The organism is Mesorhizobium sp. P2_E7 (assembly GCF_056403855.1).
In genome coordinates, this window is the sequence record NZ_JBFUER010000001.1 from 549,979 (window position 1) to 564,100 (window position 14,122).

Sequence of the window (14,122 nt, forward strand, 5' to 3'; positions counted from 1 at the left end):
GATTGTCAGTTTTTTTGTCGTCAGGCAAGGACGTTGGGAGGCGCCCGTGACTTCTGTTCGCAACGTCAATGCCGGAAACGGCGACTGGCTGGTCGGCAACCCGACCGCGTCGCAGCTGGCCTCGGCGCTATGGGTCGGTTCGGTCGGCCTGCTCATTCTCGGGCTGCAGCCAGTGCTGCTTGGCGCGCTCTACACCGAAGGACATGTCAGCGGCGATGAACTCGCGCTGGTGGCCACGGCCGAAATGATCGCCATCGGCATCGGCTCGGCGGTCATCGCGATGCTGCTGTCCGCTCACAATATGCGCTGGAAAAGTGCAATCCTTCTGGTCCTGCTGGCGTTGGCGAACTGGGCAACCGCTTATGCGGTCAGCTCGAACGCGCTGATTGGCGCCCGCGCCGTGGCCGGTGTTGCCGAAGGCGGCCTTGTAGCGGTCGCCACCGAGCTGATTGCCCGCTCGCGCCGGGCCGAGCGCATCGGCGGCTTCTTCGTCACTTTACAAACCCTGGCGCAATGCGCGCTTGCGCTGCTGCTGGCGCTTTACGTGATTCCGGCCGCCGGATCGGCTGGAGGCTTCATCGTCCTTGCCGTCGTCTGCATCGCTTCGGTGGCGGTTGCCTTCCTGGTCCCTGATAACTATGCCGACCTGCCCAAGGAGGAACAGTTCAGCAATGTGCTGACCGTTCCTTCGCTCACCGCTTTGCTGTGCGTCTTCTGCTACTTCATGTTCTTCGGCTCGGTCTGGGCTTTTCTCGAGCCGCTCGGCGCTCAATACGGCATCGATGGCCGCACCGTCGGCCTGATCGTATCGGCCAGCCTCGCGGTCCAGGTCCTGGGAGCGATGACGGCAACTGTTTTCGAGGCGCGCATCGACTACCGCATCGCCATCGTGGCGATCGGCGTGGTCGCCGTGGCTGGTTCCGCGGTGCTCGCCGGCAACCCCGGCTTGGCGATTTTCTGGGCCGCCGCCCTGGTCATGGGCTTCATCCTTCTGTTCATCGTGCCCTATCAGATCCGCTTGGCGATCACCGCCGACGAGACGCGCACGGCCGTGCTTCTGGTGCCGGCTGCCCAGCTCTTCGGCCTGGCGATCGGGCCGATCGCGGCATCGCTGCTGATCGACGGCAAGGATTTTAGGCCGGTGCCGGAGTTCGCCGCCGTGAGTGCCGCGGCCAGCGTCGTACTGCTCGGCCTGTTCATCCTGGTCGCGCGCCGCCGCGCCATCGCCTGACCGAACCACTCTTCCCGAAGACGCGATGGCGTGAGCGTCCAGCCGGTCGTTGCAAGGATACTTGACTAAGTCAAATAAATGATTGATCGTTCTCGGGCAGGAGGCTGGCCCATGACGATCCATCATCAACCCGGCAAGGAGCGCATCGACGCGGTGCGAGCCTTCAACCGCTTCTACACCCGCCAGATCGGCCTGCTCGACGAAGGCCTGCTGAAAAGCGCCTTCTCGCTGACCGAGGCGCGGGTGCTTTACGAACTGGCGCATCGCGATGGCCTGACCGCCACCGATCTCATTCGCGATCTCGGCCTCGACGCCGGCTATGTCAGCCGGCTCCTGAAGAAGTTCGAGCACTTGCAGCTGATTTCGCGAACGGCGCTGGCATCCGATGCGCGGCAATCGTCGATCACGCTGACGCCGGCGGGGCGAGAGGCCTTCGCGCCGCTGAACCGCGGTTCGCACGACCAGGTCGCGGCCTTGCTGGAGCGGCTTCCCGCTGCCGAACAGGACCGGCTGGTCAAGGCCATGCAGACGGTGCAGCAGCTCCTGGGCGAAAGCCCGGAGCCCAGAGTCCCCTACATGCTGCGGCCGTTGCAGGTCGGCGACATCGGCTGGATCGTGCGTCGCCAGGGACAGATCTACGCACAGGACTATGGCTGGGACGAAACCTATGAGGCGCTGGTCGCCGAAATCCTCGGCGCGTTCGTCAAATCCTTCGATGCAAAATGGGAGCGCAGCTGGATCGCCGAGCGGCAAGGCGAGGTGGTCGGCTCGGTCTTCGTCGTGCGCAAGTCGGACGAGGTAGCAAAACTGCGCCTGCTCTATGTCGAGCCTTCGGCGCGTGGCCTCGGTATCGGCAAGCGGCTGGTCGAAGAGTGCATCGGCTTTGCCCGCGCCAAGGGCTACAAGACGTTGACCCTATGGACCAACGACATCCTGACCGCCGCCCGTCACATCTATGAAAATGCCGGCTTCAAGCTGGCCGACGAAGAGCGCCACCATGCCTTCGGCAAGGATCTGGTGGGCCAGAACTGGAACCTGGAGCTGTAGCGCTTCAAACTTTGATCGGTATCCAGATCTCCAGCCCGCCATTGCCACTGCGTGGATCGAACTCCGGGCCGTAGCGCTCGAATTCCGGGCCGTCGGCTATCTCATGGCCGGAGGCCGGCAGCCATTTGTTCCAGATCGTGTTGACGGTCCGGCGGATGGTCGAGATGTGCTCGGAATGGTTGAAGACGGCGTATTTCTGCGCCGGCACCCGCACGCGGGAAAGCTCCTTCGGCAGGTCGGAGAAATCCAGCACTTCGACGCCGGCGATGTAATCGAAATTGCCGGCATCGTCGCCGTTGACGCAGACGCCATAGGCGACGTCGCCGGTCTCGCCCGGGATGTTGCCGATATAGGGACCGAAGCGTTGCCACTGCATCGGAATGGCGGCGCTGGATTCGCAACTGTAGCGCTCGCCGAGGCCGGCGATGAGGAACGGCCGGCCGGCCTCGAAGCGCGGCGGCGGCAGTGAGGCGAGGAAGGACTGGTCCATCAGGATCGGCTCCACGAGGTCGAGGTTTTTGAGGCTGCCCTGCGCACGCACCAGTTCCGGCGTGGTGCCGAACTGGTCGCGGAAGGCGCGGGTGAAGGCCTCATGCGAAGCGTAGCCGGCATCGAGCGCGACCGCGAGAATGTCGGGCGCGCCGGCGGCCAGCTTGCGCGCCGCTTCGGTCAGCCGGCGCGCGCGCATATAGCCCATCACCGAACGGCCGGTGGCGGCGCCAAACGCCCGCGTCACATGAAAGCGCGACACGCCGCTGCTGTGCGCGACATCGTCGAGCGAGATCGCTTCCGGCAGATGGCTTTCGACAAACCACAGCGCTTTCTCGGTCGGGTTCATGGCTCTCCTTCTCGCATCGGCGGGCTGACACTATCCATCGCGCCGCCCGACAGTTTGATCGAAATTGCGCACTGGGCAACAATGCAGCATGCCGTGTCGATGTGGGAATCGAAACGGCACGATCCGGGGAGGGGTGTCCCGATGACAGCGACGGCTGCCGATGGCCTGAACCGATCCGGCTTTGCGTGGTGCGGCGCCTTGACAGGGCGACGGGATACCCTTTAGTTGTTATGATATTACATAACTTACCAATGCAAAGTGGAGCAACCGTCACAGAAATTCATTGCGGCGCGACCGATGGAAAACTACGCTGCGCCTCGTGATGGTCCCCGCGCCGAAAGGTCAGGGGTGAAAAGGGAACACGGTGAAATCCGCAAGGGTCGAAGCCGTGGCTGCCCCCGCAACTGTAAGCGGCGAGCAAAATCCGACAAGCCACTGGCCGGCAAGGCTGGGAAGGCAGGATGGCGCAACGACCCGCGAGCCAGGAGACCTGCCATCTCAATGAGTTGACCGGACGGGGTGTGCCGGGAGGAGACGTGGACGTCGGTCTTGTCGGCCGGCTGCCCGAACTGCCTTCCGTCGCCTATCGAGAAAGTGACGGAACGTTGGACGCCGACATCCACCGCATCATCGTGTGCACGCTCTGCCGCGATCTCGTGACCGGGATCAGGTCGGGCGAGGGCCTCTGCGCTGATCTGCGCGCCGGGCTCGCGGCTCACCATGAACCGGCTGTTGCCCAGGGCTTTTCGGTCGAGGGCGTGGCCTGCATGGCGGGTTGCTCGCGGCCGCTGACGGTCGGCTTCCAGGCACCCCGCAAGGCCGCCTACCTCTTCGGCTCCATCGATGCGCGGGCCGACGCCGGCGACCTCGTGCGATTTGCGAAACTCTACGCCTCACTTGCCGATGGCTGGTGCAATTCCGGGCAGCGTCCGGCCGGGCTGGCGGGCAAGACACTCGCCCGCATTCCGGGTTGTCCGACAACAGGTGAGCGATGAACGCGCCGCTTCTCGAAGCCAGCAAGCTGACCGCGACCGCCAACGACCGGTTGCTGGTGGATGGCGTCAGCCTGTCGATGGCCGATGGCGATCGCCTCGCCATCATCGGCCCCAATGGCGCCGGCAAGACGACGCTGTTGCGCATGCTCAGCGGCACGCTGCGGCCAAGCACGGGCGATGTGACATTTCTCGGCCGCCGGCTGGACCGGATCTCGACCGCCGAGCGCGCTCTCCACATGGCCGTCGTCGGCCAGACCGACCAGCCGGATCCCCGGCTCGGCGTGATCGATTATGTCGAACTCGGCCGGGTTCCGCATGCCGGCTTGAGGCGCCGGCACGAAGACCGCGACATCGTTGTCGACGCACTGGGCCGGACCGGGCTCTTGCCGCTCGCCGGCCGTACCATCGGCTCGCTGTCAGGCGGCGAACGCCAGCGCGCGCAATTGGCGCGCGCCATGGCCCAGCAGCCGCGCATCCTGTTCTTGGACGAACCGACCAATCACCTCGATCCGCGCGCCCGCGGCGAACTGCTCGACCTGGTCGCAGGCTTCGGCATGACTGTGGTTGCCGTGCTGCACGATCTGTCTCTGGTCGCGCCCTTCGCCACCCGGGTCGCGGTGATGAATGAGGCGCGCCTGCACGCCCTGGCCGGACCGCGCGAGGCGCTGACCCAGCACCTCATCCGCGACATCTTCGGTATCGACGTCCTGCGGCTGCGCCATCCGACCGAAGACCGCGAGCTCACCGTCTTCGAAGTTCCCAACCGTGTCTCGTCGCCATTCTGATCCAACCCATTCCAAACTCATCCAAGGAGCACCGCCCCGTGAAACGCCTCGTTCTGTCGCTTGCCGCCTCGCTGTTTGCCTCCGCCGCCTTTGCCTTCCCGGTGACCGTGGACAGTTGCGGCAAGCCGCTGACCTTCGATGCGCCGCCCAAGCGCGCCGTCATTCACGATCTCAACATGGCCGAGATGGCGTTTGCGCTGAAACTGCAGCCCTCGATCGTCGGCCTGACCGGCATTACCGGTTGGTACAAAGTCGGCCCGGAATTCAAGGCCGAGCAGGGGTCGATCCCGGAACTGGCGCCGAAATATCCGACGATGGAAAACCTCGTCGCGGTCCAGCCCGATTTCTTTTTCGCCGGCTGGTATTACGGCATGGACCCGGGCGGCGCGGTGACGCCCGACACGCTGGCGCCGCACGGTATCAAGACGCTGGTGCTGACCGAAAGCTGCGTCCACCTCGACAAGAACCGCCCCGCCGCCTCGATGGACCTGCTCTATGGCGACATCGAAAAGCTCGGCAAGATTTTTGGCAAGGAGGCTGACGCCGAGAAACTGGTCACCGACTGGAAGGCACAGCTCGCCGCCATCACCGCCAAGGTCGGCGACCGCAAGGGCACGCGCGTGTTTCTCTATGACTCGGGCGAAGACAAGCCGTTCACCGCCGGCAAGTTCGCCATCCCCAGCGCCATGATATCGGCCGCCGGCGGCGAAAACATCATGGCCGACATGAACACCAGCTGGGGCAACACCGATTGGGAAACAGTGGCGTCGCGCAACCCTGAATTTCTCATCCTGCTCGATTACCAGGATGGCGGCGGCTACAAGAAGCTGCTCGATTTCCTGAAAGCGCACCCGGCGATGAAGGAAACCGATGCGGTCAAGAACGAGCGCTTCGTGGCGCTGCGTTATGCCGAGCTGACGCCCGGGCCGGCCAACATCGAGGCCATCGAAAAGATCGCCAAGGCAATGCATCCGGAAGCGTTCTGAGCATGTCGCCCAAAAGTGCGCAGCGGTTTTGGGGCAACGACATGCTTCAACCGGGAATCTGAGCTTGCCGCACAAGGCATTTTTCCCGGTGATGATGGTGGGAGCGGTGGCAATCGCCGCTTTCGCATTGTTGTCGATCGCCTATGGCTCGACGCTGATCCCGCCGAGCGATGTCGTTGCAGCGCTTGGCCGTGCTATCGGGCTCGGCGGTCACGACGTGTCCGGCCCGGTCGGCAAGATCGTCGTCGATCTCCGTCTGCCGCGCACCATCCTGGCGATCTGCGTCGGCGCCGGTCTCGGCATCGTCGGCGCGCTGCTGCAGACGGTGACCCGCAACGACCTGGCGGATCCGTTCCTGTTCGGCCTGTCGTCGGGAGCCGCCGCCGGTGCGGTTTCCGTCATCACCGTCTTCGGCGACAGTTTTGGCATCTGGACCTTGCCGGTCGCGGCCTTCACCGGCGGCATCCTCGCCACCGGCGTCGTGCTGGTGTTGGTGGCGCGGGTCAAGGGGCAGGGGCCCGAACGGCTGATCCTTGCCGGCCTCGCCGTCTCCTTCCTGTTCACCGCGCTTACCAACTATCTGGTCTTTGCCGGCGACCAGCGCGCAGCCCATTCCGTGCTGTTCTGGACGATGGGCGGCCTTGGCCTGGCGCGCTGGGACAACATCTGGCTCGGCGCGCTGGGCGCAGGCACCATCCTTGCCTATGCGCTGTGGAACCACCGCCGGCTCGATGCATTCCTGGCCGGCGAAAATGCCGCGGAAAGCCTTGGCGTGCCGGTGGCGCGGATGCGCAGGACCACCTTTCTCGTCGCGGCGTTCTCGACGGCAATTCTTGTCTCGGTCGCCGGCGTCATCGGTTTCGTCGGCCTGATGATCCCGCATCTGTCGCGGCCTTTTGCCGGTCCCCTGCATTTGCGCCTGGTCGCCAGCTGCGCTGTGCTTGGCGCCGTGCTGCTTCTGGCAAGCGACCTGCTGGCGCGCACCTTGCTGCCGCCGCAGGAACTGCCGATCGGCATCATCACAAGTTCGGTCGGCGCCTTCTTCGTGGTCGCGATGGTCATTCGCAATCGTCATTGATGCCCGTCGGCATCACTGACAGCGATCGTATTTTCTGGCTGCCATCCCTGTTTGCCGGCTCTGGCGCAATGCGGCATCTTGAATAGTAAGCACGCTTATAATATGTATCACTAATGGTTTCCGACGGAATAGATAGACTGGGCTTTTTGATCCACGACGTGCAGCGGCTGCTGCGCAAGCGCTTCGAGACGCGCGCCAGCGGGCTTGGCCTGTCCTCGGCGCAGTGGCGGCTGATGGTGCGCGTCGCCAAGGAAGAGGGCATCAGCCAGGCGCGGCTTGCCGAACTGCTCGAAATCGAGCCAATCAGCGTTTCGCGCCTGGTCGACCGCATGGAGGAGGGCGGCTGGATCGAACGCCGCTCCGATGCCGCCGATCGCCGCGTGCGCATGATCTTCCCGACCGCCAAGGCGAGCGCCGCCTATGCCGAGGTCAAGAGCCTGGCCGGCGAAGTCTATGAGGAATCGCTGGTTGGCGTTTCGCCGGAAGATCGCCGCGTGCTGATCCGGGCGCTGGACACCATCGTGCAGAACCTTGCGGATGGCGAGACGTCGTCGCTGAAGAGTACGGAAGGGGCAGCGGCATGAATGCGGCAGCCAAGATAGACGAGAATGTGACCAAGCTCGAAGCGCAGGCCCAGCCGGTTGCCGAAGCGCCGGCACAGCCGGCCGCCGCTCCTGTCGCGGTGGCTCCGCCGGTGCAGCCCGCGCCGGTTCCGAAAAAGCCGCGCCGCCTCGGCCGCTTGCTGTTGATGGTCGTCCTGCCGGCGGCATTGGCCATTGGCGGCGGCTACGTCTGGGTGACCGGGGGCCGCTATCAGGAGACCGAAAACGCCAATTTGCAGCAGGCCAAGGTGTCGATTGCCTCGGATACGGCCGGCCGCATCGTTCAAGTCGACATTGCAGACAACCAGCTGGTCAAGCAGGGTGATGTGCTGTTTGCCATCGACCCCGAGCCCTACCGGATCGCGCTGGCGCAGGCCGACGCGGCCGTTGCGGTCGCACGCGTCGGCATCGAACAGTTGCGCGCGGCCTACAGCCAGGCGCTGGCGCAGCAAAAGTCCGACGCCAGCCAAGTCGACTACGCGCAATCGCAATATGACCGCGCCGCCGACCTTGCCCAGAAGGGCATCAACGCCAAATCCTCGCTGGACCAGGCCAAGAACGATCTCGACAAGGCAAAGCAGCAGCTGACCGTTGCCGAGCAAGGCATCATCAGCGCCAAGGCCGCTCTCGCCGGCAATCCCGATATCGAGACCGACAAGCATCCGACGGTGATGGCCGCGCTCGCCGCGCGCGACAAGGCCGCCTACGATCTGGCGCAGACCACGGTCGAGGCGCCGGCCGATGGCGTCGTCAGCCAGGCCTCGTCCTTCAAGGTTGGTCAGTATGTCGGTTCCGGCACGCCGTTGTTTGCGCTGGTCGAAACCGGCGACACCTGGATCGACGCCAATTTCAAGGAAACCCAGCTCACCCACATGAAAACAGGCCAGAAGGCCGAGATTGTGGTCGACACCTATCCGGGCCGCACGTTCGAAGCCACCGTCAAGGCGATCGGCGCCGGCACCGGCGCGGAATTCTCGCTGCTGCCGGCCCAGAACGCCACCGGCAACTGGGTGAAAGTCACGCAGCGCATTCCCGTTCGCCTGGAGCTCACCGATGCCGACGCCAAAATGGCGCTGCGCACCGGCATGAGCGCCTCGGTCACGGTGGACACCGGCGTTGCCCGCGGGTTGCCGGCCATCTTCGGTCACGCCGCCGCGGGCGAGGCACAATAGACTGTGAATGGACCGTGATCCTGAAAAGCGGGATCACGGCCGGGATGCTCGCTCAGGCGAGATGTGATGACAGGATTGGTCCGATGGCAGGTTGCGCGACGGGTAGGGTTGGACCGGGCCGCATGCCGGCCTGACCACAGCCTGGCCATCGCGACGCCGATCCTTGGGTCCTTGGATTTCCGGGCGGCAAGCGCCTGATGTGTTGAGACCTTCGGTCGATGTAACCCCCACATCGATAGATCGCGTCCCACCGCGATGAGGGTCTCTTCACCAGAGAAGGCCTCGCCGCCCGGAAGCCTAGTGTACACGTTTTTGTTACCTGTCGGAAGTTCCGCATCATGAGCACGCCAGAACCTTTCAAGGAAGTGCCGCATCGCGGCCTGATCACCGTGGCGTTGATGCTGGCGACGATCATGCAGGCGCTCGACACCACCATCGCCAATGTCGCGCTGCCGACCATGACCGGCGATCTTGGCGCCTCGCCCGACAACATCAACTGGGTGCTGACCTCCTACATCGTTGCCGCCGCCATCATGACGCCGGTGACCGGCTGGCTGGCCGACCGCTTCGGCCGCAAGGAACTGTTCCTGGCGGCGGTGGTCGGCTTCACCGTGTTCTCGATGCTGTGCGGCATCGCCTGGAGCCTGGAGTCAATTGTGTTCTTCCGGCTGATGCAGGGCGTGTTCGGCGCTGCCATCGTGCCGCTGTCGCAGACCTTCCTGCTCGACATCAACCCAAGGGAACGCCACGGCCAGGCGATGGCCATCTGGGGTGCCGGCATCATGCTGGGGCCGATCCTAGGCCCGACGCTCGGCGGCTGGCTGACCGAGAATTTCAACTGGCGTTGGGTTTTCTTCATTAACTTGCCGGTCGGCATCATCGCCTTTCTCGGCATGGCCGCCTATCTGCCGGTCGTTGCCCGGCGCGTGCGCAGCTTCGATTTCTTCGGCTTCGCCATGATCTCGCTCGGTGTCGGCGCGCTGCAACTGCTGCTCGACCGCGGCGGTGAGGTCGACTGGTTTTCCTCGGTCGAAATCTGGATCGAGCTTGCTCTTTCGATCACCGGCTTCTGGGTGTTCATCATCCACACGGTGACGGCGGAACGTCCTTTCATCGACCCCAAGATTTTCCTCGACCAAAATTTCGTCACCGGGCTGGCGTTCATCTTCGTAATGGGCGTGCTGATCCTGGCTTCGATGTCGCTGTTGCCGCCGATGCTGTCGACCATCTTCGGCTATCCGACCATCACCATCGGTATCGTCTTGGGGCCGCGCGGTGTCGGCACGATGATTTCGATGCTTGTCGTCGGGCGGCTCATGAGCAAAATCGACGCCAGGATTCTCGTCGTCATCGGCTTTCTGCTCACGGCACAGTCGCTCTACACCATGGCCGGGTTCACGCCGCAGATGGACAATTGGCTGATCCTCAGCTCCGGCGTCATCCAGGGGCTGGGCATGGGCATGGTGTTCGTGCCGCTCTCGACGGTGGCCTTCGCCACGCTCGACGTGCGTTTCCGCACCGATGCTACGGCGCTGTTCAGCCTGGTGCGCAATCTCGGATCCTCGATCGGCGTGTCGGTGGTGACGGTTCTCCTGGTGCGCAACACGCAGGTCAATCACACCGAGCTGTCGGCTTTCATCAACCCGTTCAACCCAAATCTGTGGGCGGCCTCGCCAGCCGCGGCAAGCGGCGATCCCATGGCGCTTTCGCAGATGGATCGCATGGTCAACATCCAGGCGATGATGATCTCCTACGTCAACGACTTCAAAATACTGATGATGATGACGCTGATTGCCATCCCGTTTGTGTTTCTGCTGCGCAAGCCGAAGACGGCCTCGGCCGCAGGCGCGCCGGCGGCGCATATGGATTGAGACGCGCGTCGATAGTCGCTGGTATCAGATGACGTAGTCGCGGACGTGTCGCGAAATATGTAAGGTCGGGCGGTCGTCGAGATGATCGCAAAATTCTCCATATATCAAATAATGTCGATTCTATTGCGCCAATAGCGATTTGAAAACGGCGGTTGGTTTCAGGTAACCCGGAACCTTCGCCTCTGATTTTGGTTCAGCTTATCTGCTATTAGTACATAAGTAACACTATCAACCGACTGTCGCGTGGCACAAAAGTGTTTTTTGCGTTGTTTCAGACCCAGCCGGGAGAAGGTCTGTTTGGCTACGAAATCATCCGGGAAATCCGTGGAAACGACTCAGTCTGTCAGTTTGGCCGCATTGGCAAAACTGGCCGACGTTTCCTATGGGTCGCTGGAGCACGAGCTGCGGGCGACGATCACCGCACTTGAGCAGCAGGCGCTGCGCTTCGAGACGGTGATCGAAAACGTTTCGCAAGGCATCTGCTTTTTCGACCGCGATGAGCGGCTGATCCTGAGCAATCGCCGTTATGCGGAAATCTACCGCCTCGCACCCGAGCAGTTGCGGCCTGGCCTGACGCTGAGCAAAATCGTCGAGCGCCGCGCCGCTGCCGGCACGGCGGCGCTGGCCACCGACGCCTATCTGGCGATGGCGAGATCGGTCAATTCAGGCAAGGCGCCAAGGACCTGGACCGCCAAACTCCCCGACGGCCGGACCATCCAGATTTACAACCAGTCAATGCCCGACGGCGGCTGGGTAGCCACGCATGAGGACATTACCGATCTCATCGCCAATCGACAGATCGTCGACGAGCGCATCTCGTTGCAGGCACTGATCGACTGGGTGCCCAACTATCTCTGGGTCAAGGATACGCAAAGCCGCTTCATCGTCGTCAACAGCGCCCTTGCGACGGACAGTGGCCACGACAAGACCGCCGATATGATCGGCTTGACCGATTTCGATATCCATCCCCCGGAGGTTGCGCAGAAATTTCGGCGGATCGAACAGTCGGTGCTCGAAAGCGGACAACCCTTGGTCGACGAGGAAGAGTTCGTCGTCAACGCGTCGGGCGCCGGAAAATGGCTCTCCTCGACCAAGGTGCCGTTGCGCAATGTTCAAAACGAAATATTCGGCCTGGTTGGCATCGCCCGCGACATCACGGCCCGCAAGCAGGCGGATGTGCTGCGCAGCGGACAGGCAAACATCCTGGAGATGATTGCGACGAGCGCTCCGCTCGAGAATGTGCTCGACAGCCTCATGCGCCTGGTCGAGTCACAACTGAAGGGGATATTCGGTTCCGTCCTGCTGCTCGACAAGGACGGCATGCATTTGCGGCACGGTGCTGCGCCGAGCCTGGCCAAAGCCTATATGAGCGCCATCGATGGGGCTGCCATCGGCCCCAAGACAGGGTCGTGCGGCACCGCCGCCTATCGGCGCGAACCGGTCATCGTCGCCGACATACTGCAGGATCCGCTCTGGGAGGACTACCGCGAACTCGCGGCGCCCTATGGCTACCGTTCGTGCTGGTCGACCCCGATCCTGTCGCATCAGGGCGTCGTGCTGGGCGTCTTTGCCATGTATTCGATGAGCGTGCGCGAGCCGACCGACGTCGAGACCCGCCTGATCGAATTCACCACCCACATTGCCGGTATCGCGATCGAGCGCAAACGGGCTGAAGACCAGATCCACTTCATGGCCAACCATGACGCGCTGACCGGCCTGCCCAATCGCGCTTTGCTGGAAGATCGGCTTTCCCAGGCGGTCCTCTACGCCCAGCGATACAATCGCTGGGTGACGGTGGTGGTCATCGATCTCGACAATTTCAAACTGGTGAACGATACGTTCGGCCACAATGACGGCGACGAGCTCCTCAAGACTGTCGCGAGCCGCTTGGTTGGATGTGTGAAGGCGACCGACACCGTCGTGCGGCTTGGCGGCGATGAATTCGTCATCGTCCTGTTCGACCAACCCACCAATGTCGATGTCATCTCGGAAATCCTGCAGACGATCACGGATGCGATTGCAAAGCCGGTTCCTGTCGCGGAGCATCGCCTGCGCATAACGGCCAGCATCGGCATCGCAAGTTACCCGAAGGACGGGGCGGACCCGGATACGCTGCTGGCCAATGCCGATGCCGCCATGTATCGCGCGAAGGAATTCGGCCGCGACAATTTCCAGTTCTATGCTCCCGAGTTCAACTCCAGGGCGCATGAAAAATTCCTGCTTCAGGAGGAATTGCGAAACGCGCTCACCCGTTCGGAATTCGCTCTGCACTATCAGCCGCAGGTGGATGTGCGATCGGGACAGATCTTTGCGGTCGAAGCATTGATACGCTGGAACCATCCGACGCGTGGCCTGGTTTCGCCGCTGACGTTCATCCCTTCCGCCGAGGAGACCGGGCTGATCGTGCCGATCGGCGACTGGATCCTGCATGAAGCCTGCCGGCAAAACAAAGCCTGGCAGCGCGCCGGTCTGCCGCCCGTCACCGTCTGCGTCAACGTGTCGGCGCGGCAATTCAGGGAGAAGAACCTGATCGACCGCGTCGTCGACGCATTGAAGGAAAGCGGCCTGGAGGCCAGGTATCTTGAAATGGAAGTGACCGAAAGCCTGATCATGCAGGATTTCGAGCTGGCGGTCGCGACGATGAACGGACTGCAAGAGCTCGGCGTGCAGATCTCGATCGACGATTTCGGGACCGGCTATTCCAGCCTTAGCGCGCTCAAGACCTTTCCGGTGCAGCGGCTGAAGATCGACAAGTCCTTTGTCGACGACCTTGCGACCGACGAGAACGATCAGGCGGTTACCAGCGCCGTCATCTCATTGGGTCAAAAGCTGAACCTGAGGGTCCTTGCCGAAGGCGTCGAGACAGAAGACCAGGTCGCCTTCCTGCGCCAGAACAATTGCAACGAAATGCAGGGCAATTATTTCAGCAAACCGCTGTCGGCCGAGGATATCGGCGAGCTCATCGCGCGCAAACGTTGAGCGCCCGCTGGCTCCTATTTCTGGCCCCTATTTTCCGAGCACCAGGCTCCAGTAACGGATAGCGCTGTCGCGTCCGTCGCGCACATAGGCAAGACCGAAGCGGCTGAAATCCGGGTCGAGCATGTTGCGGCGGTGGCCGGCCGAATGCATCCAGATGTCGAACAGTTTCTGCTGGTCGAACCGGCCCTCGGCGATGTTCTCGGCGGCGGCGCCCCGCACGCCATTGTCCTTCATCCGCGACGCGAAATCCTTGCCCCAGCCTGTCGTGTGGCTCATGCGTTCGCGCGAGGCCATATAGCCGGCCTGCTGGAGAGCGGCCTGCTCGAGCTGTTCGTCCGGCACCAGCACCGGCAGCCCGGCCGAGGCGCGGATGCCGGCCAGCGTTGCGGTGGCGGAGGATGAGACACCGGCGCCTTCGCCGGTCGGCACCGAGACCGTGCTGCAAGCGGCGAGCCCGGCCATGGCTGCAAGGCCGATCAGCAGCAGGCGCCGGTTTAGGTTCGGAATCTGGTGGTTTTCGATTTTTTCAATGGTCATA

The 14,122-nt window shown here is 63.0% G+C and carries 12 protein-coding genes and 1 riboswitch; of the genes, 10 read left to right on the forward strand and 2 right to left on the reverse strand.

Annotated elements, in window-relative coordinates; translation table 11 throughout:
* Positions 1 to 46: 46 nt before the first annotated feature.
* Both AC1DYC_RS02855 and AC1DYC_RS02860 read left to right on the forward strand, forming a co-directional pair.
* The gene (locus tag AC1DYC_RS02855) at positions 47 to 1,231 is read left to right on the forward strand and encodes an MFS transporter (RefSeq protein WP_477403800.1); all 1,185 of its coding nucleotides are present in this window, start codon (positions 47 to 49) and stop codon (positions 1,229 to 1,231) included.
* Positions 1,232 to 1,342: 111 nt separating this feature from the next.
* A complete protein-coding gene (locus AC1DYC_RS02860; protein WP_477403802.1) occupies positions 1,343 to 2,278 on the forward strand; it encodes a bifunctional helix-turn-helix transcriptional regulator/GNAT family N-acetyltransferase in 936 nt (311 codons plus the stop codon).
* 4 nt (positions 2,279 to 2,282) lie between these two features.
* Here the strand turns inward: AC1DYC_RS02860 and AC1DYC_RS02865 are convergent, their stop codons facing one another.
* A complete protein-coding gene (locus AC1DYC_RS02865; protein WP_477403804.1) occupies positions 2,283 to 3,116 on the reverse strand; it encodes a GyrI-like domain-containing protein in 834 nt (277 codons plus the stop codon).
* A gap of 306 nt (positions 3,117 to 3,422) precedes the next feature.
* Positions 3,423 to 3,628, forward strand: a riboswitch (cobalamin riboswitch).
* A 24-nt stretch (positions 3,629 to 3,652) separates the two neighbouring features.
* On the opposite strand from AC1DYC_RS02865, the gene AC1DYC_RS02870 reads away from it, so the two are divergent.
* From AC1DYC_RS02870 to AC1DYC_RS02905, 8 genes are all read left to right on the forward strand, one after another.
* Complete coding sequence (locus tag AC1DYC_RS02870) at positions 3,653 to 4,111, forward strand: DUF1636 family protein (RefSeq protein WP_477403806.1); 459 nt, start codon at positions 3,653 to 3,655, stop codon at positions 4,109 to 4,111.
* A complete protein-coding gene (locus tag AC1DYC_RS02875; RefSeq protein WP_477403808.1) occupies positions 4,108 to 4,896 on the forward strand; it encodes an ABC transporter ATP-binding protein in 789 nt (262 codons plus the stop codon). Before AC1DYC_RS02870 ends, AC1DYC_RS02875 begins: the two co-directional genes overlap by 4 nt.
* Before the next feature lie 38 nt (positions 4,897 to 4,934).
* Positions 4,935 to 5,882: an ABC transporter substrate-binding protein gene (locus AC1DYC_RS02880; protein WP_477403810.1), complete on the forward strand. Its 948-nt coding sequence runs from the start codon at positions 4,935 to 4,937 to the stop codon at positions 5,880 to 5,882.
* A 91-nt stretch (positions 5,883 to 5,973) separates the two neighbouring features.
* Complete coding sequence (locus AC1DYC_RS02885) at positions 5,974 to 6,960, forward strand: FecCD family ABC transporter permease (RefSeq protein WP_477408139.1); 987 nt, start codon at positions 5,974 to 5,976, stop codon at positions 6,958 to 6,960.
* Positions 6,961 to 7,073: 113 nt separating this feature from the next.
* Complete coding sequence (locus AC1DYC_RS02890; RefSeq protein ID WP_477282310.1) at positions 7,074 to 7,544, forward strand: MarR family winged helix-turn-helix transcriptional regulator; 471 nt, start codon at positions 7,074 to 7,076, stop codon at positions 7,542 to 7,544.
* Positions 7,541 to 8,734: an HlyD family secretion protein gene (locus AC1DYC_RS02895; RefSeq protein ID WP_477403812.1), complete on the forward strand. Its 1,194-nt coding sequence runs from the start codon at positions 7,541 to 7,543 to the stop codon at positions 8,732 to 8,734. Before AC1DYC_RS02890 ends, AC1DYC_RS02895 begins: the two co-directional genes overlap by 4 nt.
* Positions 8,735 to 9,072: 338 nt before the next feature.
* Positions 9,073 to 10,605, forward strand: a complete 1,533-nt coding sequence (locus AC1DYC_RS02900) for a DHA2 family efflux MFS transporter permease subunit (protein WP_477403814.1) — start codon at positions 9,073 to 9,075, stop codon at positions 10,603 to 10,605.
* 324 nt (positions 10,606 to 10,929) lie between these two features.
* On the forward strand, positions 10,930 to 13,584 hold the full coding sequence (locus AC1DYC_RS02905; protein ID WP_477403816.1) for an EAL domain-containing protein: 2,655 nt from the start codon (positions 10,930 to 10,932) through the stop codon (positions 13,582 to 13,584).
* 27 nt (positions 13,585 to 13,611) lie between these two features.
* Here AC1DYC_RS02905 and AC1DYC_RS02910 read toward each other — a convergent pair whose 3' ends face one another.
* A complete protein-coding gene (locus AC1DYC_RS02910; RefSeq protein ID WP_477403817.1) occupies positions 13,612 to 14,121 on the reverse strand; it encodes a CAP domain-containing protein in 510 nt (169 codons plus the stop codon).
* Position 14,122 lies beyond the last annotated feature (1 nt).